We start from the raw sequence: 21,347 nt of genomic DNA, 5'->3' as shown, positions 1-21,347 counted from the left end.
CTATCAGAATCGGGCTAATGTTTCTTTCGCTCCAAACTCATACAATCTGCGTAAATGGTTCGTAACTGCATCAACAAAAAGCGGTGATTGGGACAAATCGCCAAAAATCTCAGTTAAATTGAGCAATGGTTTGGCATCAGAGCCACTTAAATGAGCTAGTTGAGTCAAAGTACCTGCTATTGGGTCATCAATGGGAATGGTGTTACCTTGATCATCCTGTCCGTTGAGGTAACGGAACCAAGCAGCAACCGTTAGGCTCATGTAGTCAATGGCTCCTCCTTGATGCAGCGCGTCACGGACTGAGCCGAGAACAAATTTTGGCATTTTAGCGGAGCTATTCAGGCAAAGACGCGGGAGTTGATCCCGAATCTTGGGATTGGCAAAGCGTTCAATTAAGGTTTTTTTGTAATTGTCCAAATCAATCCCTGGTACAGGTTGAAGTGTGGGCGTAACTTCTGCCATCAAACGATCAACAGCTTGTCGAATCAATGGATCTGCCATGACTTCATGAACGTATGTATAACCTGCCAAGGAGCCGAGATAGCCTATTAACAAGTGACTGGCGTTGAGCAGCCGGATTTTCATCATCTCGTAGGGATGAACATCGCTAGTCATCTGAACACCAACGGATTCCCAATCAGGTCTACCTGCACTGAAATTGTCTTCCACTACCCACTGAAGGAAGGGTTCGGCAACAACTGGAAAGGCATCATCGATGTTAAACTGTTCCGCCACCATTTTGATATCTGCTGGTGTGGTAGCGGGGGTAATGCGATCGACCATGCAGTTAGGAAAGGCTACTTGTTCGGCAACCCAATGCCCCAATTCTGGGTTCTGCATTTGGGCAAATGCGGTTAACATTTTGCGGGCAATGTTGCCGTTACCTTGCAAATTGTCGCAGGACAACACGGTAAACGGTGCTATTCTCTGTTGACGGCGGCGATTAAGGGCTGCTGTCAAAAAGCCATATACTCCAATTGGCTCATCGGGATGCTGCAAATCGTACTGGATTGTTGGGTGATTGGTATCGAATTCACCGCTACCTTCAATATAGTAGTAGCCTCCTTCGGTAATGGTGAGGGTGACGATGCGGCATTTAGGATCTGCTAAGGTGTCAATCACTGCTTGGCGGTTATCTGGGGCAAACAGATATTTGGTAATTGCTCCAATCACACGAGCGCGATCGCCTTCTGGGGATCTCTCAACTAAGGTATACAAACAATCTTGTGATTTCAGTGCATCCCGCATCCGTTTATCGAATTCCAGTAGCCCAACCCCGCAGATTCCCCATTCACTACCGGGATTTTGATGAAAATAATTATCCAGGTATAACGCCTGATGTGCGCGATGGAACCCACCCACACCAATATGGACAATACCGTTAGTAATTTGATGGCGATCGTAACTGGGTACGCGAATGTTATTGCCTAAATGAGACAGAGATGCTTCATTCAGCTTGATTGCTGAGTCTGTGCTGATATTGCTGTTCATGGGATTCATTCTGGGTGAGGTGGTGACGATGAACTTTGGGAATGGCTTCACCATCGCGATCGAACAAATGGCAAAGCTCACCGTTAATGTAAATCGGAACGTAATCGTGCATTTTGGCTGGATTATCTCCGTCTGTTTGCACAACTATGGTTTCGCCACCGGCAATTTTGATGTAGAGAAAGGTTTCTCCGCCTAATCGTTCTACGACTAATACTTCACCATTCACGCTTGGGTTACTTTGATCGAGTAGCAGATGTTCGGGACGAATCCCTAATGTTGCTCTATCCCCAACTGACAGGGTTTTGGGCTTCACCGGAATCATGACGGTTGCATCACCAGGGAGTCTGACTGTTGCACCAGAGTCATTGAGGGCTGAAACTGTCACCGAGATAAAGTTCATTTTCGGTGAACCAATAAATCCGGCGACGAATAGATTACGGGGATGATGGTACAGTTCCAGGGGAGAACCCATTTGTTCGATGATGCCGCCTTGCAACACCACAATTTTGTCAGCAAGGGTCATTGCCTCGACTTGATCGTGGGTAACATAAATCATGGTGGCTTGCAGGCTGTCGTGTAAACTGGCAAGCTCAATCCGCATCTGCACCCGCAATGAAGCATCCAGGTTGGATAGTGGCTCATCAAACAAAAATACTTTGGGATTACGCACCAAAGCACGACCGATCGCCACCCGTTGGCGTTGTCCTCCTGATAGTTCTTTGGGCTTCCGGTTCAAGAGTGGCTCTAGTTGCAGGATACGAGCGACTTCACGCGCCCTTTCATAACGCTGGGCTTTCTGCATACCCGCAAGCCGGAGGCTAAAGGCCATATTTTCTGCCACTGTCATGTGGGGATATAAGGCATAAGTTTGAAACACCATTGCTAAACCACGTTTATCGGGTGGCACATCATTGACTTTTTGTCCATCAATGAGTAAATCGCCGGAGGAAATTTCTTCTAGTCCAGCAATCATACGGAGTAAGGTTGATTTTCCACAGCCGGAGGGACCGACGAAAACCACAAATTCGCGATCGCCTACGTCGAGATCAATGCCTTTGATGATCTCTGTGTCGGCGTAGGTTTTATGGATATTTCTTAAAGCAACTGTTGACATAAAATGTTTCCATTAATGGGTTTAAGTTTTTTATTGTGTAGGAGGAGTGTGGTTTAAGAACTTCTGGGTTGACTTAGGATTTCCAAGAAATGAATTACGAACCACAGAGACGCAGAGAACACAGAGAGAGGAGAAATAGAGCGTTTGTTTTGGGATATTTTTTTATTTGGAACTGCCTTATTTCACCGCACCAAAAGTCAGACCTCGGACTAATTGCCGTTGACTCAGCCAACCAAAGATGAGGATGGGTGCGATCGCTAATGTTGATGCTGCTGAAAGTTTTGCCCAGAATAATCCTTGAGGGCTGGAAAAGGAAGCAATAAAGGCTGTAAGTGGCGCGGCATCTGCTGTTGTCAAGTTCAAGCTCCAAAATGCTTCGTTCCATGACAAAATAATCGAAAGCAAGGCTGTGGATGCAATTCCGGGTACTGCCAATGGCAACAACACATGCACAAGTTCTTGCTGTGTGGTTGCCCCATCCATGCGATCGGCTTCGAGAATTTCTTTGGGAACTTCTTTGAAGAAGCTATAAATCATCCAGACGACGATTGGCAAATTAATCAGGGTATAAATAATAATCAAACCGATGTGAGTATCTAGTAATCCGGCGTTGCGGCACAAAATGTAGATTGGTACTAACACACCAACGGGTGGCAGCATTTTGGTGGACAGCATCCAGAGTAAAGTGCCCTTGGTGCGTTTGGTTGGGAAGAATGCCATTGCGTAGGCGGCAGGTACGGCAAGCAGCAGCGCGACTATAGTCGATCCGAGGGAAATCGCTACGCTGTTAAACGCATAATTAAAATAATTTGCCCGGTCTTGGATGGCAATATAATTCTCCAATGTCGGGCGGAAAAACAACTGGGGCGGAGTTGAAACTGCCGCGACTTCAGTTTTGAAACTGGTGAGAAACATCCAGAAAATTGGAAAAAACAATATGCAGGCAGCAAGCCAGCCGAGCAATGTCCATAGCCAAATCTTCGAGGTTTTACTTCCCATGTTAAGTATCCAAATTACGAGCAACACTACGCATCAAAAAGATTGCCACGATGTTGGCAAGGATTACGGCAATTAATCCACCGGCTGATGCACCGCCGACATCGAATTCCAGCAAGGCTTTTAAGAAAATGTAATAAGCAAGGTTAGTGGTTGCAAGTCCTGGCCCGCCGCCTGTGGTAACAAAGATTTCGGCAAAGATGGTGAGGAAGAAAATCGTCTCAATCATGGCAACCACCGAAATGGCGCGGCTTAGATGGGGTAGCATGACGAAACGAAATAGAGCGATCGCATTTGCGCCATCCATCCGCGCAGCTTCTAACTGATCGCGATCGAGTGACTGAATTGCAGTCAACAAAATCAGCAACGCAAAGGGCAGCCATTCCCAGGAAACAATAATAATGATGGCAAGTAATGGAACGCTGGCAAACCAATCGATCGCCCCTAAACCCAAACCTCTAGTAGTTTGAGCAAACAGCCCATTCACTGGATGCATCAGCATATTTTTCCAGATCAGGGCGCTAACTGTGGGCATAACAAAAAATGGGGAGATTGCTAGTACCCGCGCCACTCCACGACCATAAAAGTCTTGGTCAAAGAGAATTGCTAGGAGTGTCCCCAGACCAATTGTGATTGCTAAAACGGAAACAACTAAAACTATTGTGATGGCGATCGATGTCCATAAAGCTGAGTCACTGAGGATGAAAGTGAAATTTTCAATCCCAATGAATTTGCGTGCATCTGGATTCAGCAAGTTATAACGCTGAAAGGAAAACCATATAGTCATCACCAGAGGCACAATCATCCACAGCAGCAGGAGAACGACCGAAGGCGCAACCAGAGGTAAGGTTGACACTTGCCGCGTAGTCCGTTGCTTGGTGGGTGGTGGCGTTTCGGATTGAGGTTTTACCGCTAATGAAGAAGACATAATCTAATGGAATTTTAGATTTTGGATTTTAGATTGTGAAAGTTTTGTGGGTGAGATTGGCTCCGAATTTATCTTGACTCTGTGTTCTCTGCGCCTCTGCGGTTAAATTAATTATTTTTTCACCACAGAGACACAGAGAGAAAAGTAAAGATTTTATCGCTAGCCCCTCTTTTCATTCGATATAACCCGTGTGTTTCATGAAGCGTTCAGTGGATTTCTGGGATTGTTGCAACGCTTGATCTACCGAAGTCCGATTGGTTAACGCCGCCGCCAAGGTTTGCCCAACAGAAGAACCAATCGCCTGAAATTCTGGAATATCCACATATTGAACTCCCTTATAAGGAGTTGGTTGTGCAGATGGACGGGTAACATCGGCAGATTGGATTGCTGCCAGCACGATTTCTGCAAAGGGTGCAGCTTTTCGATAGTTGGGATTCTCATAAGTGGAAGTCCGAGTCCCTGGTGGTACAGCAACCCAGCCATTTTCCTTAGCAACCAGTTGAATGTATTCCTTTGATGTTGCCCAAGCAACGAACTTTTGTGCGGCTTCTGGTGATTTTGAGGTTTTTGGAACTGCTAGCGCCCAAGCCCAAAGCCAGTTTGAACCGTTGGGATATTTTTCAATTGGCGCACGAGCAAAGCCAACTTTGTTATACACTTGGGATTCTTTGGGATTGGATAACAACCCTGCGGCAACAGTTGCATCTACCCACATACCGCATTTACCTGTTGAGAATAACGCCAGATTCTCATTAAATCCATTGGAACTAGCTCCTGGCGGCCCATATTTATTGAGCAGATCGACATAAAAGGCGATCGCCTCTTTCCAAGCTGGAGTATTGATCGTTGGTTGCCACTTCATATCAAACCACTGTCCACCATAGGTATTAACCAATGTGGAAACAAATGCGACGTTTTCACCCCAACCGGGTTTTCCGCGCAGGCAAACTCCATAAACCCCATGCGCTGGATCGTGGATTTTGCTTGCCCATTCTCTCATTTGGGGATAAGTTGGCTGTTGAGGAACCACAATCCCGGCTTTTTCAAACAAGTCTTTTCGGTAATACAGCATGGAACTTTCCCCATAGAATGGCACGGCATATAGTTTGCCGTTATTGGAAAGTCCTTCTCTTATAGGTTTAAGCAGGTCATTTACGTCATAGTTTGCACCTAGATCCAAAGGTCTCAACCAATCCCGTCTAGCCCAGATTGGTGTTTCATAGGAACCAATGGTCATGACATCAAATTGCCCACCTTGGCTTGCAACATCTGTAGTTGTGCGTTGGCGTAACACATTTTCTTCCAGCACAACCCACCGGAGTTGAATATCAGGATTAGCTTCCTCAAATTTGCGAGAAAGCCCTTGCATCACCACCATGTCGCCATTATTAACAGTGGCGATCGTTAGTTTAGTTTTCTGGGCGGCTTGGGAGCGCGGTGAGCAAGCATATAGCAGATGCACCAGCATTACTCCAGCGAGAAATGCAGCTAGCATTTTAGCGAAGCGGCGGATACGCATCGCATAACTCCTTTAAAGTAAAAAACCGAACGAAATAAATTTTTGATTTTATGCTCTAATTTTGGGCAAAAGCTCAATAATAGAAATCATACCAATCTGATTTCCATCACGGTCATTTGCAACAATTCTTCAATAAGAGGTTGAATCTATGACGGCAAAAGCAACTTATCAATTTGCAGGTAAGACGATCCTAATTACTGGCGGTGCAGGAGATATTGGCAAGGCAACTGCACATCGTTTTGCTGCCAATGGTGCAGCAATAGCCCTGCTAGATTTGAATGAACCGAAGATGGCAGATGTGGCTGGGGAACTAAAAGGTTACAACGTTCCAGTTGGCACGTTTGGCTGTGATGTTACAGCTAGTGATGATGTTGCCAAAGCTTTTACTAGCGCTGTAAAGCAACTTGGGCGAATTGACTATGTATTTAATAATGCGGGTTATCAAGGAGTGTTTGCCAAGACTGACGAATATCCTGAAGACGACTTTCAAAAGGTGATCAATATTAACGTTGTCGGCGTTTTCCATATTCTCAAGGCAGCTGCACAACAATTACGCGATGCAGGTGGAGGTGCGATCGTTAATATGGCGAGTTATGCCGGGGTAGTTGGGCCACCAAATATGTTGGCTTATGCTGCTTCAAAGTTTGCAGTGATTGGAATTACTCAGACGGCAGCGAAAGACTTGGCTCCTTATGGCATTCGGGTGAATGCACTCTCGCCTGCGTTGATTGGCCCTGGTTTTATGTGGACGCGACAAACCGAATTGCAAGCAGCAGTGGGATCGCAATACTTTGATGCCGATCCCAAAGTAGTTGAGCAACAGATGATCAATTCAGTGCCAATGCGACGTTTAGGAAGCCTGGAAGAGGTGGCAAATGGAGTAGCGTTTCTGATGAGCGAAGAAGCAAGCTACATTACTGGGTTTAACTTGGAGGTTACTGGGGGAGAATAGAATTTTAAAAATAATTGAGCAAAGATTATATCTTTGGGCATATAATCGATAAAATGCAATCATACCTTTGATAGATACATAGTTTTTGCAGGTAGTATATGGGACAACCTTTTTTAGAGCGCCGCGATGCCACCCCCCTTCGGGCGCGCAAATTAGACTTGGCTGCTCATGCTGCTTGGCTCTATTACATCGCTGGTAACACGCAAGAAGAAATTGCCGCCAAGCTCAATGTGTCCCGGCAAGCTGCACAACGCTTAGTGGCACTGGCGGTCAGTGAAAAATTGATTAAATTTCGACTCGATCATCCCCTGAGTGAATGCATTGCTCTGGCTGAGTCGTTACGCGATCGCTTTGCTCTGTCACTTTGTGAAGTAGTACCAACTGACGCAGGTAGTGGTGATACATTATACGGGATTGGTGTATGTGCTGCCACCCACCTAGAGGCTTACCTGATGGCTAAAACCCCGACCATACTAGCGTTGTCATCAGGTCGCACATTGCGAACAATGGTAGAGCAGATCCCCTCAATGAACCAACCCCAACATAAGATTGTGTCAATTATTGGGAATATGTCTCATTCTGGGCGTGCAGGTCGTCACGAAGTGGTTATGCATTTATCCGATCGCGTCGGTTCTCAAGCTTACCCAGTGCCGACTCCGGTTGTCGCGACTAGTATTGAAGAACGAGAACTTTTGCAGACACAGCGATCGTTTATCGCCGTCAAGACTCTTGCAGAGCAAGCCAAAGTAACCTTTGTCGGAATTAGTCATATTGCCTGGAATGCTCCATTACATCAAGACGGCTTCATCAATGACGATGAGGTAGCTGAATTAATTGAACTGGGAGCAGTAGGAGAAATTGCAGGTTGGGCTTACAGCGATCGCGGAGTATTGCTGCAAGAGGGGACAAACAACCGGGTTGCCAGTGTCGCGCTCGAACAATCGGCTCATCGACTAATTATTGGTGTGGCGGGCGGTGTGAGAAAGGCGGAGGCGATTTTGGCTGCTCTGCATGGCAAGTTAATTACAGGACTGATTACCGATGAAGCTGCTGCCCAAGCGATTCTTTCTAAGATTTAGTAAGTACTAAGTGAGATAATTATGCTAAATGTTAAATGGGGAATTAACTTTGATTTTTGAAAAGCAAAAGTAATTGAAAGCTTTCCATATATAGGTTTATTTCTTAGTATACTTAGCCAGATTCAAGTAAGAGCTAACTTTCTCAGTTGAATAATTGCTGTAATCTGTAAAAATTCACATCTGAGTAGGCACTCACAATTAAATCTGCGCTTGATAAATTCTGCTTATTATGTTTCAATCCAGCAAAACCAACGCATTTCATGCCTGCTTTTTTAGCAGCTTTTATCCCATTTTCTGAGTCTTCAATCACAACGCATTTATTAGGATTAACATTCATCCTTTCAGATGCTAATAATAAGATATCTGGTTCAGGTTTACCTCGTTCCACATCTTGACCAGATATTTTTACACTGAATTTATTTTGCATATTAAAGCACTCTAAAACTGTGTTAATTCTTATTCTAGAAGCTGAAGATGCTAAGGCTAAAGGCACTCCCAAATCAAAAAGCTCATCGATCAGTTCTTTAACTCCCTCAATAGGTGCAAGATTGGAGTTATTTTTTAACTCTTCAACAAAATCCGATGTTGCTCTCAATACATACTCTTCTATTGATAAGGATAAATTAAATTCTCTGCTGAGATATGTCCAGAATGTCCGACCATCAGAACCCCTAAATTTGTCTAGGATATTTTCTGTTAACTCGAAACCAATTTCCCTACAAAACTTGATTAGAAAAATATCACTTAGCGGTTCGCTATCCAGCAGAGTCCCATCCATATCAAATAATACAGCGTCCATAGTTTTGAAGATTCATCACTTATGTTGAAATTGGGTTAAAGATTTTATCTAAAAAAGGGCACGCCCATTAAGCCTGCCCTTTAGCTTTAATGTTCTTGTCCCGTTGGTCGAATGAGGATTTCGTTGACATTAACGCGTGGTGGTTGCGTAAGGGCGTAAACGATCGCAGCTGCAATATCTTCGCTTTGCAGAGGTTGAATTGACTTGCGTCGTTCTTCAATCCGTTGTTTGGCAACGGGATCGGTAATTTGGCTGTCAATTTCCGTATCCACCAACCCAGGTTCAATAATGGTGACGCGGATGTTGTCCTTGTGGACTTCTTGACGCAATGCTTCCGAGAGAGCATTAACACCCCATTTGGTAGCATTATAAACACCAACGCCCGCCCGCGCTGTCCGGCCAGCCACTGAGGAGATATTGACTATATGCCCCGATTTTTGCGCCTTCAACAAAGGCAAAACGGCATGAGTCGCATATAGCAGTCCTAGTACGTTGAGGTCAAACGATCGCCGCCAGTCTGAGCTATTTCCAGCTTCAATAGTTCCCAGCAAGGCAATCCCGGCATTATTCACGAGGATATCGACCCTTCCCAATTCTGCATTTGCCTTTGCCACCAAGTTATTTACCTGGGTTTCATCAGTTACATCAGTGACAATAGGTAATGCCTTGCCACCACTAGCTTCGATGCGTTCTGCTAATGCCTGAATGCGATCGCCACGCCTAGCAGCGAGTACTACTGTTGCTCCTTCTACTGCTAAGGCGATCGCAGTTGCTTCTCCAATTCCCGCTGAAGCCCCAGTGATAATTGCCACTTTTCCTTCTAATTTACCTGTCATTTATCTAACTCCTTAGTAATTGATAATTGAATATTGAGCATTAATTATTCCTCCCCTGCCTCCCACCTCTTACCGATCCTCAAAACGGATGCAACAGCCGCCCCACAAAGTATTAGGGCTGCAAAACGAAAAGTTCCTTGGAACCCTGCAACGATCGCATCAGGAGGGGCAACAGAGACATCTGCACCCGCAGACATACTAGCGATTAAGGCTCCGAATACTGCCCCGATTACAGAAACTCCTACGGTGTTACCTGATGTACGTGACAAAGACAAAAGCCCAGAAGCAATCCCTAGCCGCTCTTTTGGTACTGATCCCATAACAGTGCTGTTGTTAGGCGATTGGAATAAACCCAGACCAATGCCGTAAATAAAATACCGCGATACATAACCTAACTCAGTAATTTGAGCATCAAAGGTGCTAATCCCCAGACACCCGCCAATCATCAACCCCAGCCCAATTGAACTGATTAGTCGAGCGCCAAAGCGATCTGAAAGGATTCCACCTAGTGGGGCAATTAACCCACTAAGTACAGGTGATACGGCTAGTAATAGCCCTACTTTTACGGTCGGATATTGCTTGACCCTCTCTAGAAAGAAAGGGACGATGAGTAGCGAACCGCCAATAACAATGAATGCTAACCAGCCACTTAGCAAACCCATACTCAACTGAAGGTTGCGAAACAGCTTTAGTTCTAGTAGTGGCTGCTTTAGAATCGCTTCAACTACCAAAAAAGTAGTGAAACTCACAGATGCGATCGCTAATAATATCAATGCATTCGTACTGCTAAAGCCCTGGCTTTGCCCTAACGTCATACCCAGCCCAAAACTACCGAGAGTCAATAAAGCCAATATGGCTCCAAAAAAGTCAAATGTCTGTTTGCCCTCAATGCGTCCAGAAGGTGGCACTACACGAGCTATTAAGAAACTAGCGATGATCCCCAAGGGTACATTGATGAAGAATATACTATGCCAGCCTGACCAGCTTAAGAGCAATCCGCCAGCAGAGGGGCCAAAAGCAATTCCCAGTGACACTACACTACCGATGACGCCAACAGCCCGACCTCGTTCGGAAGAGGGAAAAACTTCTGTGATAATTGCCAAACCAAGCCCAGAGATGAATACAGCACCTAGTCCTTGCAGTGCCCGAAAGCCAATCAACCACTCAATACTAGGTGCAAAACCACATAGTAGCGAACTGAAAGTAAACAGAACAAGTCCCCCCTGGTATAAGGACTTCTTACCCCACATATCCCCCAAGCGGGTTGCTCCCAAAACTAAACCAGAACTGACCAACTGGTAACTCAATACAGCCCATTGGGTCGTAGGAAAAGTAGTGCCAAAGGCTTGCACCAATGTGGGTAAAGCAACATTGATAATGCCCACATCTAGGGTAGACATGAACACCCCAAGTCCTACACCGAGTAAGACCCAATTTTTTTGAGAGCCTGATAAAGCCAGAGGTTCTGTTTGGAATTGTGCCAACGTTTAGCCTCCGCCTTTGACTTTACGGTTGTGAATAGTTTGCATACGTATATTCATTGTAGGGTGCTATCCTCGCTACCAAGTTTAAGAAACTAAATTTGCCGCTTCCATCCTTAACGTTGGCGATGTTGAGTGCGATGCCTGCGGCGGGCGTAGCCATCGCAGCAAGCGCTTCGTTAAGAAATGCTCTAGATGAATTGAAAAATTTAGATTTATGTTCAGGTATTTACTTCTGAATCGGCAAGATTGGCTTTTTCACTTGTCATATATTTGGTAGAGTACTTAGGTACTCTTAACTCTCCACTCCTTCGGCTGTATCAACAATAAAAATCAACAAAATACGGTAATTTGATGGAGTTACTGTATTTGAGACTAGTTAGCAAACTATCATAGACAACTCTCAGAAGCAAGCTCTAGAGAAAATGGAGAATAGGGAATGGTAAATGTCAATTATTAAAGTTACATCTGCAACTGCAAATAAGTACCTTTTTGTATAAGTAATGACTCAAAAAGCTGCCTTCTCTCGATTTGCTTTAGGATTTATTGCAGGCTTTGTCTCTGTTTTGCTATTTCATCAAGGTGTGTTGGCGCTGCTACATGCAGTAAATTTTACACCTCGCGCCCCTTATTCAACTGCACCGACACAACCATTAGGAATCCCGCAAATTTGGTCAAATGCATTCTGGGGAGGCATTTGGGGACTGATTTGGGTAGTAATTGCACCTCGTTTTCGACATAATAAAAACTATTGGTTAGGAGCTTTAGTCTTTGGTGCAATTGCTCCGACGCTAGTGGCTTGGTTTGTGGTTGCACCGCTCAAGGGTCAACCCATCGCTGGCGGCTGGAAATTTGTGGGAATAGTGACAGGTTTATTAGTTAATGGTGCTTGGGGTGTGGGAACCGCCGGGTTGCTGAGATTATTTTCTAGGAGGCAATTGTTTAACAGCTAGAGTTTTAGGCACTTCTAAGTAAGTGGGTAATGTTTAGTATCATCCAAACTAATTTTCAGCATAAAGTTGAAAATGTGTATATTATTATTTGAGAATAATAGGTCAAAAAATAGCGATCGTATTATTCGCGTTAGACCAATTCTGTATAAAGATGTGTAGAAATTACCCCACTACCTGCGACGCTTCCTGCGAGTTCGGGAAGGTTGGGAGGGGTTTAAATGATGTGCAGCTTCACAGAGAATTGGCTTTGCTCAGTAAATCAAAGATCAAAATAATTTATTACAATGGATAATTTTGGGATTTACACACTTGCTAATGATGTGGTATTTGACCAACTAGTAGCTTTGCTAAATAGTATTGAGGTGAATGTTAGTCCAGATATTCCGATTTGTATTATTCCCTATGATGACCGCTTAAAGCGAGTTAAACAGGAGATACGTTCTCGACCGAATGTCACCCTGTTTAACGATAAAAGCTCGATCAAAAAATGGGAGGATTTTGCCGTTCAAGTTTGGAACGCTTATCCAAGAAATGGTCGAAAAAATAAACCTTCTATCGAATGGAATAAAAAAAATAATTTAATCCGAAAAATGTGTGCTTTTGATGGTGAGTTTGAAAGATTTGTATTTTATGATGCTGATAGTTTGGCAATGAATAAGTTGGACAAGGTTTTAGAAAAACTAGACCAATACGACTTTGTGTTTGATGACTGGGAACACACAAAACAAACTTCAGTTGCAGCTTTCGACTTGCCGAAGTTAGAACAAAAAATGTCTTTGCCTGAATCTGAAATCAGGCGAGAAATACACTGTTCTAGTTTTTTTGGTTCAAAAAAGGGTATTTTAGGCGTTGAAGAATTACAAATACTCAAAAAGCGATTGATAGAAGATAAGGAAGTCGAATTGATTAACGAAATCGCTTGGTGGTGTGACGCAGATTTATTTAGTTACATGACTTTTAGAATTGCTCGACCACTATTTAACTTTACACTCAGTCCCAATGGTGAAGATCGAACTGGTAACTGTGCTAATGCAAATCCATTTGTGAACATTGATAATGTTCTTTACAACCAACAGGGATTAAAACCAATTCATCGCCTTCACTATATGGGCTATTCTGCTATTGGATTTACCCGCTTGTGTAAAGGTGAAGATGTTGATATCCGTTACAAAAATGAATTTTTGCATTATCGCTTTCTGAAGCAACCAGAGCAAAAACCGAAGCGATTAAAGCCACCTACCATAGCGGCTAAAAGCAATCGATTTATCAAAAAACTTTTGAATAAAATTAATCAAACTATTTCCTACACTTAGCTTTTGCCCAGCCTTGCTCATTAAGCGTTTAGTTAGTGAGCAATGTCCACTCTCATCTTGCAAAAATGCCTAAAGTTAGTGTTTCCATTCCCACGTTTAATCGAGTTAATTTACTGCCTTTCGCAATTGACAGTGTACTCAAGCAGTCTGAGCAAGACTTTGAGCTAATTATTTGTGATGACGGTTCTAGCGATCGCACACCCGAATTGATGTCACAATACACAGACGATCGGATTAAATATATCCGTCATCAGCAAAATATTGGTAAAAGTAATAATATGCGCTCTGGGTTTGATGCTGCCAGTGGTGAATATTTTATTAAATTTGATGATGACGACCGGCTAACACCCGATTTTCTCGCAAGTACAGCAGCTATTCTTGCTCAAGACTCTAGCATTGATTTTGTTGGTACAGACCATTGGATAATTGATATTAACAATGTACGGGATGAGGCAAAAACTCAAGAAAATTCTCATCGCTGGGGTAGGAAGAATTTACCCGCAGGTGTTGTAAATAATTTGTTGGAAGTCGTATTTATTCAGCAAAGTTTTCAAGTTGGGGCGACATTATTTCGCCGTAAAACCTTGCAAGAATTAGGATATATGCAGCCAAATCTGCAAAATTGTGAGGATAATGATTTATTTGTGCGTCTAGCTTTGGCTGGAAAAAAGGGCTATTACTTACCAGAATTATTGATGGAATATCGCTCTCATCCAGAGCAGCAAGGTATTAATCGAGCCATTCCTTATTTATTTGATAAAATTCAGTATTTAGAAAGTTATAAGTTTGAGTCTGAGAAATTAGAGAAAGTCAGAAAAAATCGTTTAACTGAAACACAATTATTATTAGGTTTGCGTTTAATTGAAAAGGGTGAAACGCAAAAAGGCAGAGAGCTAGTTTTGGCGGGACAGTCTTTTTCGACTGCTAAAGCTTGGACTGGTTTAGGTTTATCGTTGTTACCAGTTGGGTTGCGAGGTAAGGCGTTTAATGCACTGCGACAGATGCAGAGTTAGAGGATGTTTGAAAAGTCTGTAGTAGTGTATCAAATATTTGTTTACCCCACCCTAACCCTCCCCTTGCAAAGGGGAGGGAACTAGATTTTCCGGTTTCCCCCCTTTACAAGGGGGGATTAAGGGGGATGAAAATGTGATTAAACACAGCCAAACACTTTTAAAACAACCTCTTAGAGATTGACATATTGTGCAACTTACTTTTGACGTTATTTGGAAAAGAATATGGCAAATCTACCTATTTTGTGGAATAGTTGGGGTATGTTGGTAAGTTGAACTGGATCTCAGTTGACTAATCACCAAAAATGTACTAAGAGTTAAGGCTATTGATATAAGTGCGATCGCTAAAGAGTTAGTCTTCCAAAAGCTTAGTTTTCCTTGTGTATAAGCCCTATTAGCTATATTCACTTCCCGCCTAGCCTCTTCTAAAATTGATTGGAGAGCATTTATCTGCTCATCTTCTAGTTCTGCATACCTATCTTGTCTAAAAGCATTTTCTAGGATTTTTACCTTTTCCTCAGAAGATACTTGAGCAAGTTCTCTTTTGACAACTTCATAAGGATTAGTTTGCTTTACAGGTTGTGAGGATGGAGTTTGAGGGTTTGGTTGAAAATGTTGCTGATGAAATTTCTCCAGTTTCTCATGCTTGACGGGTTCTGAGGATTGATTTGGCCGAATTGGTGGTTGAATCGGAGTATCTTGTCGAATTTCTTTTTTTGTAAAACTGTAGACGTTATTTTGCGTTACAGGTTTTGATGATTGGTTTTGAGGTTTTGGAGGTTGAGTTGGGATACGCTGATTATTACCTATTTCATTTGTCTTCAATGACCATTTAAACTCACTATCTTGGACAACCATATTCTTCAATGAAGAATATAAGTAATGGTTGACTTCCCGTTTTTCAACTCCCAGCATATCAGCAATTTTTACTGCTCTTAAGGGAGTGCCACGTTTTAATATTTCAATAATTTTAGATTCCAGACTATCCATAATTATAATTAGCCACCAATTTTAACTTTATAGAATCAAGTCAGACAGTACCCTCTGCAAAACTGTCGATAATCTTTAGCATTGTTTTTTCACCTAAGCCTTTACCTTTCATACGAGCAAGCACATTACTAAAGGATGAGTATTTGCCATTTGCTTCTCGTTCATTGAATATCTTTTCAATTACTTGAGATTTAACATTAACTCGGCTCAACTTAGAAGTCAGTTTAGTTAGATTCCAAGTATTAAGTGCTTCTAAAGGTTCAATTGGTTTGGGAAGTCTATTTTCCAGTTCGTTCAGTCTGTTATAAATATTTTTAATTTCACGTTTCCACTCTTCTTCCAATTCATTAGTGCGTTTTTCAGAACGTGATTCTTGGTTTGTCATGCGAGATTCTATGTTAGTAGTCCTTGATTCCATATTGATTAAGCGGGATTCAATACTATCTGAATTAGTAGGTACATTGTTGCTAATAAAAACTTTTGATTTTCTAAATAATTCGACTTGCTTTGTTAAAGTCTCCTCATTTTCAGACTCAATTATAAATACTCCAATCATCTCTCCTTTACGAATATCTATTTCTCTAGCTCTAGCCGCAGCATAATACTCAAAGTCTCCATCTACTACTTCAAAAGATTGCAAACTTGTTCTGCGGACTACAATAGGGTTAACAACCCCTTCAGATTCTAAAATTAACTGAGCAGCTTGTTCTAGCTCATCATCTGCAAAAGTTGAACGGGGCTTGCTGGAGGTAATTTTCTTGACAGCAACAAGTGAAGTAGATAGTTTCATTAATCTAACCCTATTTTTTGTAAAACTTCTATTGCTAGTAACTCAAATTCTTGTGCGGCAATTGAATCTGGCTTAAAATCAAGTACAGACATGGGATCAGCTATCTCCATATCTCCTATAATCAGAGATTTTTCAGCACATTTCGCTAGATCATCTCTATCATAAATTACTGTATCCATGACTTGAAGATTATACCTTTTTGGAATTGCTTCTAGTCTTTTAGGTAAAGTATGTCTCACAAATTGATTGTTAGTAGATATCTTACAAGCAAGGACACCCAAAATTTCAATAGGAGGTTTTCTTATTTGTTTTCTAAATGTATTAACACCTTTGATAAACTCTTTAACGTTTGTTAATCCTTGGTTTGCAAAAGGTTTTAGATCCGATGGAATGATAAGATAGTCTGAGGTAATCAAAGCAATTATCGCATAAAGATTGAGTGATGGTGGAGTATCTATAAGGACAACATCGTATTTATCTTTTACATATTCTAACTTATCAATAAGTATCAGTCTACTACCATCAAGAGCATTCAATTCAGTTTCATTTCTCATCAAATTGATGTGTGCAGGAACAACATCAATCTCAGGATTGCAGAAATTGGATTTTCTGGCTACTTCCGAAATAGGATACAATTCTTCAGATTGTAATACTTGGAGAAGATTAGAATCCTTGATATCATCAAATTCTTCATCATCAAATTTGACTAAACCTGTGGCAAATGTAGTATTAGCTTGGCTATCAAAATCAATTACTAAAACTCTTTTACCCTTTTTTCTAATAGCAGCAGCTAGGTTAACTACTGTTGTTGTCTTACCAACGCCGCCTTTGTTGTGATAAACTGCAATTATTTTCATTGAATGTTCTCTCTTAATTTCTATAATTGAATTATTTCCATGTACTTGAATTTCAAAATCATCTTTAGACTGCCTATTTGTGAAACTTTCCCTAGCAATTAAACCTTTAATTTCCTCTATCCTTGCTTCAACTTCCTTCCCAGAACATTGAAATATTAACTGAATATCAGTCTGTAATTTTTGATAAATTCTAATCTCTTTGCCATTAGTCAACAATCCATATCTGACATTCAAGCTGGTTAAATAATGCCTGAGTCGAGGGACATGATGATTTAAGTTTTGTTTGGGATGCTTTGCCTCCATGACAACACTCAGCGGTGAGTTGGCATCTAAGACAAAGGGAATCACTTGTGCAGCAAATGCTAAAAAATCTAAGCGGATGCTACCAATGGCAACTTCTTGATGCCAGGTGTCAGGAGTATAACCTAGCTGCGGTAGCAAATATTGCACTATGAGTTTGCTTTCAACTTCGCTTTCGTTACGGCACAGCTCAGGATTAAAAGGCAATATTTTTCTACCTCTAAATAATTATTGGACTTGGGACAAAACCTGATATTTGCTAGATTATGGCATAGCCTTAATTATGTTGAGTGATAGAAATCACTTACTAAAATCTAAAAAATCATCACAAAATTAGTACTTCTGCTGATAAAGTAACCAATTTTGAGAGCTAGCCATATTCAAAATTAACAGGCTACGTATGTATTTCCCCATTATCCCTGTAAATGGCTAGAATCAAAGTGTTTACCTATTTGCGCTAAAGGTTTTGGCTACTGTATCTTGTCCCCACTGCCATCAACTTGTTGATAGTCAAGCTATTAGTTGTCCCTATTGTCGGACTACACTCAAAGCTTACGGTCATCCCGGTATTCCATTGCACCGCGCCGCTGGGGATGGGTATCTGTGCGACACATGCACCTATCATGCTGATGATACTTGCAATTTTCCTAAACGTCCTTATGCCAAAGACTGTACCCTCTACCAAAATATTGAAGAGACAAAGTTAGAGTTGAAACAGCAGCGTTACACTAACAGCTTTGCAATAACTGTGAAAAGTTGGGTAAAACGCAATCAGGCTTTGCTGTTGCTATTAGGTTTATTATTAGTCTGTTTGTTGTTCGTGATATTAAGGTCTTGATTTGGGTTTAGTGGGGAGCAAGGGAGAGTTGCAGTAAGTTTTTCTGCCCCTCTGCCCCTCTGCCCCTCTGCCTCTTGTACCCAATCCCTAACCTTCAAGCTGTGATGATGTTGGATGTTTCTGCAATAGGTTCAACTTGTATCAGTGGCGCTTTTTCTTCAAAGGTGGCTAAGTCGAACCAAAAAGTGGTGCCAATGCCGACTTCACTCACTAGATGGACTTTACTACGATGTCTGTCGATGATATTTCTGACAATCGATAAACCTAAACCCGTGCCTTCTAGGGTGTGAACTCGGTTTTCTACGCGGAAGAAGCGTTCAAAAATTGAGTGTTGATCTTCTGTGGCGATGCCAATTCCAGTATCGGAAATTTCAATCCGCACTGGTGCAGATTCGGTGTGACTGGGTTTGAAATCTAGTTGGTAGGCGCGGATTGCTACTTTACCACCGGCTTTGGTGAATTTAAGGGCATTACCAATCAGGTTGCCAAACACTTGTACTAACAAATCGTAATTACCTAATACTAGCGGCAAATTAGGGCCAACTTCCTGAACAAGTTCAACACATTTATCTTTTGCATTGAGTTGGTAAGTACGCAGGGTTTGCTCGATCGCTTGGGCTAAATCTACGCCGTCGAAACTGTAGTTACGACCAGATTCGAGTTTTGACAAATCCAAAACATCGTTAACTAGGCGGGTGAGGCGATCGGTTTCATGGTTGACTGTTTGCAGAAACTCTTGGCGTTCTTGTAAAGCTAAATCTTCGCCGTAGTCGTGCAGGGTTTCAATATAGGTTTTAATGTTGAATAGAGGCGTTCGCAGTTCGTGAGAAACGTTGCTGATAAATTGACTTTTTGCGTCGTTTAGTTCGACCTCACGGGTTATATCTTGAATAGTAATCGCAATACCTTTAATACTTTCCCTTTGGAGGTTGAGTACTGTAGTCAAGAGAATGCGGATTGTCCGTGGGGTGGGTTGGTTAATAAAAATTCGGAATTCGGCGCTTTCGCATTCCCCTGCTGCCATTTCGTACAAGGGACGGGTGATTTCGATTTGTACTGATGCTGGCAAGTGATGCAAGACATTGCAACCGACTACATTAGCGGCTTCCCAGCCAAAAATTCGCTTTGCTGTGGGGTTGACTAAAATCACCTGCATGTTGTTATCAATCAATACAGCCCCATCTGCGATCGTGGAAACTAGGGTTTCTAGCTTGGCTTTTTCTGCGGTTAGTTCCTCAATATTCTGTTCTTCATAGCGCTCTAATCGCTCTGCCATCTCATTAAAGCTTAAAATTAATTCCCCTAGTTCGCCCCCTAAAGGTAAATTAATGCGCTGCTTAAAATTCCCGGTAGCAATTTGCTTTACCCCCACCAGTAGTTCTTTAATGGGCTTGGTGATGGTCAAGGCGTTAATCACTCCGGCCAAAATCACCATTACCCAAATTGTGATAAAAACGGCAATGGTGACATCGCGGGTAAAATTGGTGGAGATAATAGCGGTCTGATTGGGGTTGATCCCGATCGCTAATACACCTAAGTATTTTTTATTGACAATCAGGGGAATAAATACATCGGTAACTATCCCATCTGGGGTCGTGTGTTGCCGCACCATCGGCTTTTCCCCATCGCCAGGGTAATCTTCTGGCAGTTGTATTCGCCGTTTAATGGTAAGGGAGTTTTCTACCTCAGCCTCCCAAAAAGGAATGCCAAAAAAGATTTCCCCGTTTTCATCGGCGTAGAGCATATAACGCACACTAGAGGTGCTGCTATAGAAGCGTTGGGAAAATTGGGCAACCTCTGTGAGATTATTGTCCGCGATTAAGGGGGCAACGTTGGCAGCAAGCAGCAGCCCCAAATCACGACCAAAGCGGGTGTCATTCATCCGCGCATCCTGCTGAATTGTATTTACAGCCCAGAAGGTCAAACCACTCATCACCAATGAAACGACCATTGTGGCCACAGCCAGCAGTTTAGTCTGGAGAGTGAACTCCGACCACCAACTTGCGATCGCATCTCGAATTGTTTTTAACAGATTTAGCATCTTAAATAAAGTTGTTAGTAGTCTTTGTTATAAAGCCCAACAACTTAAAAATTAACAGTTAATTTGACAAATATGTTAGGGGAAAGGGGGAATAGGGCAGTGTGGGAGGTCTATCTAATTAAGGTGGTCTTAACGAATTTACCTCATTTCAGCCATAATAGTTAATATCCAGTTGAGGATTAACGCGTTAAACCCTATTTTTGTGACTATTTGGTTACGCACAGATGAGCAGTCTAACAAAAATTCACCTGTCGTAATTCTGAGCTAATTATCCGGCTCAGGTTAGCGGCGAGCAAGATCATTCAAACCAAAGCTTCATCGCTACGATGCTACTGCAAAATCTGTGTACTGCCGCATCTTAGGCTCATGGAATGCCAACACTATATCTTCCTTGGCAACACCTGCACGAACTAGGTCAGTTGCAATACCATCTTCAGTCCAATCTTCCTCAATCCAGAATTTGCAATCTCGAATCCGAATGTAGACAGTCATACCAGTAATGCGTTCGCCATTTTGCCAACCAAGGTTCATCCAGATATAGTGCCCCTTTGGCTCATCCATAATCAAAAATGTTTCGATGTCTCCGTTAGGACGACGGTTACATAGTTCAACATACTCTGTTAGGATACGCTTAATTATCTGGGGATACTCAGTCAATTTATCCATTGTGTGATTTCCTCTGTCTCTGTATCGAATGGCACTAAGTTAAGATACAGCCCTTGCCCCAACTGGTTCCCAGCCTCCAGGCTGGGAAACCATTCTCGGAGGCTCCGCCTCCATAGCTTGACAAGAGGCAGAGCCTCTCGGAACTCGTTCCCAGCCTCCAGGCTGGGAACGAGGATAGAATAAGTCTTTGGGCTTTTCTTAGTGCCATTCGTCTCTGTATCGACGACAATGAGTGGAAGTTGATGTTTGTGGAGGATGAGTTGAATCACATCCTGGTTGAAAAAATTTTTATAAGCGAGATCGCACCAACAGCAAGGTAAAGTTTACGCTCTGGTGCTGTGGTTGAGTCGATGGGGGATATTATTCCCCGCACCTCTCAGTTAGATCCGTGCGT

The 21,347-nt window shown here is 42.5% G+C and carries 21 protein-coding genes; 7 read left to right on the top strand and 14 right to left on the bottom strand.

What is annotated here, in order from left to right; genetic code table 11:
• Positions 1 to 3 precede the first annotated feature (3 nt).
• The 5 genes from HWQ43_RS07825 to HWQ43_RS07805 form a co-directional block, all read right to left on the bottom strand.
• A complete protein-coding gene (locus HWQ43_RS07825; RefSeq protein ID WP_292731919.1) occupies positions 4 to 1,545 on the bottom strand; it encodes a mannitol dehydrogenase family protein in 1,542 nt (513 codons plus the stop codon).
• Positions 1,448 to 2,605, bottom strand: a complete 1,158-nt coding sequence (ugpC, locus tag HWQ43_RS07820; RefSeq protein ID WP_292731917.1) for a sn-glycerol-3-phosphate ABC transporter ATP-binding protein UgpC — start codon at positions 2,603 to 2,605, stop codon at positions 1,448 to 1,450. Before ugpC ends, HWQ43_RS07825 begins: the two co-directional genes overlap by 98 nt.
• A 177-nt stretch (positions 2,606 to 2,782) precedes the next feature.
• Positions 2,783 to 3,604, bottom strand: a complete 822-nt coding sequence (locus tag HWQ43_RS07815) for a carbohydrate ABC transporter permease (RefSeq protein ID WP_292731915.1) — start codon at positions 3,602 to 3,604, stop codon at positions 2,783 to 2,785.
• Between the two features lies 1 nt (position 3,605).
• Positions 3,606 to 4,529, bottom strand: coding sequence for a carbohydrate ABC transporter permease (locus HWQ43_RS07810; RefSeq protein WP_292731913.1), 924 nt, complete (start codon positions 4,527 to 4,529; stop codon positions 3,606 to 3,608).
• A gap of 172 nt (positions 4,530 to 4,701) precedes the next feature.
• Entirely contained in the window at positions 4,702 to 6,048 is a 1,347-nt protein-coding gene (locus HWQ43_RS07805; protein ID WP_292731911.1) for a sugar ABC transporter substrate-binding protein, read from the bottom strand.
• Positions 6,049 to 6,196: 148 nt separating this feature from the next.
• On the opposite strand from HWQ43_RS07805, the gene HWQ43_RS07800 reads away from it, so the two are divergent.
• The gene (locus tag HWQ43_RS07800; RefSeq protein WP_292731909.1) at positions 6,197 to 7,000 is read left to right on the top strand and encodes an SDR family oxidoreductase; all 804 of its coding nucleotides are present in this window, start codon (positions 6,197 to 6,199) and stop codon (positions 6,998 to 7,000) included.
• Between the two features lie 98 nt (positions 7,001 to 7,098).
• Positions 7,099 to 8,079: a sugar-binding transcriptional regulator gene (locus tag HWQ43_RS07795; RefSeq protein ID WP_292731907.1), complete on the top strand. Its 981-nt coding sequence runs from the start codon at positions 7,099 to 7,101 to the stop codon at positions 8,077 to 8,079.
• 142 nt (positions 8,080 to 8,221) lie between these two features.
• Here the strand turns inward: HWQ43_RS07795 and HWQ43_RS07790 are convergent, their stop codons facing one another.
• From HWQ43_RS07790 to HWQ43_RS07780, 3 genes are all read right to left on the bottom strand, one after another.
• Entirely contained in the window at positions 8,222 to 8,878 is a 657-nt protein-coding gene (locus HWQ43_RS07790; protein WP_292731905.1) for an HAD family phosphatase, read from the bottom strand.
• A gap of 86 nt (positions 8,879 to 8,964) precedes the next feature.
• The gene (locus HWQ43_RS07785) at positions 8,965 to 9,714 is read right to left on the bottom strand and encodes an SDR family NAD(P)-dependent oxidoreductase (protein WP_292731903.1); all 750 of its coding nucleotides are present in this window, start codon (positions 9,712 to 9,714) and stop codon (positions 8,965 to 8,967) included.
• 44 nt (positions 9,715 to 9,758) lie between these two features.
• Positions 9,759 to 11,198, bottom strand: coding sequence for an MFS transporter (locus HWQ43_RS07780; protein WP_292731901.1), 1,440 nt, complete (start codon positions 11,196 to 11,198; stop codon positions 9,759 to 9,761).
• Positions 11,199 to 11,296: 98 nt separating this feature from the next.
• Here HWQ43_RS07780 and HWQ43_RS07775 point away from each other — a divergent pair, with 98 nt between their 5' ends.
• The 4 genes from HWQ43_RS07775 (at position 11,297) to HWQ43_RS07760 (ending at position 14,474) form a co-directional block, all read left to right on the top strand.
• Complete coding sequence (locus tag HWQ43_RS07775; RefSeq protein ID WP_292731899.1) at positions 11,297 to 11,434, top strand: hypothetical protein; 138 nt, start codon at positions 11,297 to 11,299, stop codon at positions 11,432 to 11,434.
• A gap of 264 nt (positions 11,435 to 11,698) precedes the next feature.
• Positions 11,699 to 12,148 (top strand): hypothetical protein, encoded by a 450-nt coding sequence (locus HWQ43_RS07770; protein ID WP_292731897.1) that lies wholly within the window; start codon positions 11,699 to 11,701, stop codon positions 12,146 to 12,148.
• Positions 12,149 to 12,432: 284 nt separating this feature from the next.
• Positions 12,433 to 13,461 (top strand): Npun_R2821/Npun_R2822 family protein, encoded by a 1,029-nt coding sequence (locus HWQ43_RS07765; RefSeq protein WP_292731895.1) that lies wholly within the window; start codon positions 12,433 to 12,435, stop codon positions 13,459 to 13,461.
• A 65-nt stretch (positions 13,462 to 13,526) separates the two neighbouring features.
• Positions 13,527 to 14,474 (top strand): glycosyltransferase, encoded by a 948-nt coding sequence (locus HWQ43_RS07760; protein WP_292731893.1) that lies wholly within the window; start codon positions 13,527 to 13,529, stop codon positions 14,472 to 14,474.
• Positions 14,475 to 14,705: 231 nt separating this feature from the next.
• Here HWQ43_RS07760 and HWQ43_RS07755 read toward each other — a convergent pair whose 3' ends face one another.
• The 3 genes from HWQ43_RS07755 to HWQ43_RS07745 are packed head-to-tail and all read right to left on the bottom strand — an operon-like array spanning position 14,706 to position 17,615.
• On the bottom strand, positions 14,706 to 15,461 hold the full coding sequence (locus HWQ43_RS07755; RefSeq protein ID WP_292731891.1) for a hypothetical protein: 756 nt from the start codon (positions 15,459 to 15,461) through the stop codon (positions 14,706 to 14,708).
• A gap of 40 nt (positions 15,462 to 15,501) precedes the next feature.
• Complete coding sequence (locus HWQ43_RS07750) at positions 15,502 to 16,251, bottom strand: hypothetical protein (RefSeq protein ID WP_292731890.1); 750 nt, start codon at positions 16,249 to 16,251, stop codon at positions 15,502 to 15,504.
• A complete protein-coding gene (locus HWQ43_RS07745; protein ID WP_292731888.1) occupies positions 16,251 to 17,615 on the bottom strand; it encodes an AAA family ATPase in 1,365 nt (454 codons plus the stop codon). The genes HWQ43_RS07750 and HWQ43_RS07745 overlap by 1 nt, the downstream gene beginning before the upstream one ends.
• 259 nt (positions 17,616 to 17,874) lie before the next feature.
• Between HWQ43_RS07745 and HWQ43_RS07740 the strand changes: the two genes are divergently transcribed.
• The gene (locus HWQ43_RS07740; RefSeq protein WP_292731886.1) at positions 17,875 to 18,246 is read left to right on the top strand and encodes a zinc ribbon domain-containing protein; all 372 of its coding nucleotides are present in this window, start codon (positions 17,875 to 17,877) and stop codon (positions 18,244 to 18,246) included.
• A 94-nt stretch (positions 18,247 to 18,340) separates the two neighbouring features.
• Here the strand turns inward: HWQ43_RS07740 and nblS are convergent, their stop codons facing one another.
• The 3 genes from nblS to HWQ43_RS07725 all read right to left on the bottom strand — a co-directional run bounded on the left by nblS (position 18,341) and on the right by HWQ43_RS07725 (position 21,222).
• Complete coding sequence (gene nblS / locus HWQ43_RS07735) at positions 18,341 to 20,287, bottom strand: two-component system sensor histidine kinase NblS (protein WP_292731884.1); 1,947 nt, start codon at positions 20,285 to 20,287, stop codon at positions 18,341 to 18,343.
• Between the two features lie 321 nt (positions 20,288 to 20,608).
• The gene (locus HWQ43_RS07730) at positions 20,609 to 20,953 is read right to left on the bottom strand and encodes a XisI protein (protein WP_292731882.1); all 345 of its coding nucleotides are present in this window, start codon (positions 20,951 to 20,953) and stop codon (positions 20,609 to 20,611) included.
• A complete protein-coding gene (locus tag HWQ43_RS07725) occupies positions 20,941 to 21,222 on the bottom strand; it encodes a hypothetical protein (RefSeq protein WP_292731880.1) in 282 nt (93 codons plus the stop codon). Before HWQ43_RS07725 ends, HWQ43_RS07730 begins: the two co-directional genes overlap by 13 nt.
• Positions 21,223 to 21,347: the final 125 nt, after the last annotated feature.

This window comes from Nostoc sp. JL31 (assembly GCF_017114965.1).
GTDB classification, from domain to species: Bacteria; Cyanobacteriota; Cyanobacteriia; order Cyanobacteriales; family Nostocaceae; genus Nostoc; species Nostoc punctiforme_A.
This window is presented reverse-complemented; position numbering and strand designations above follow the sequence as displayed.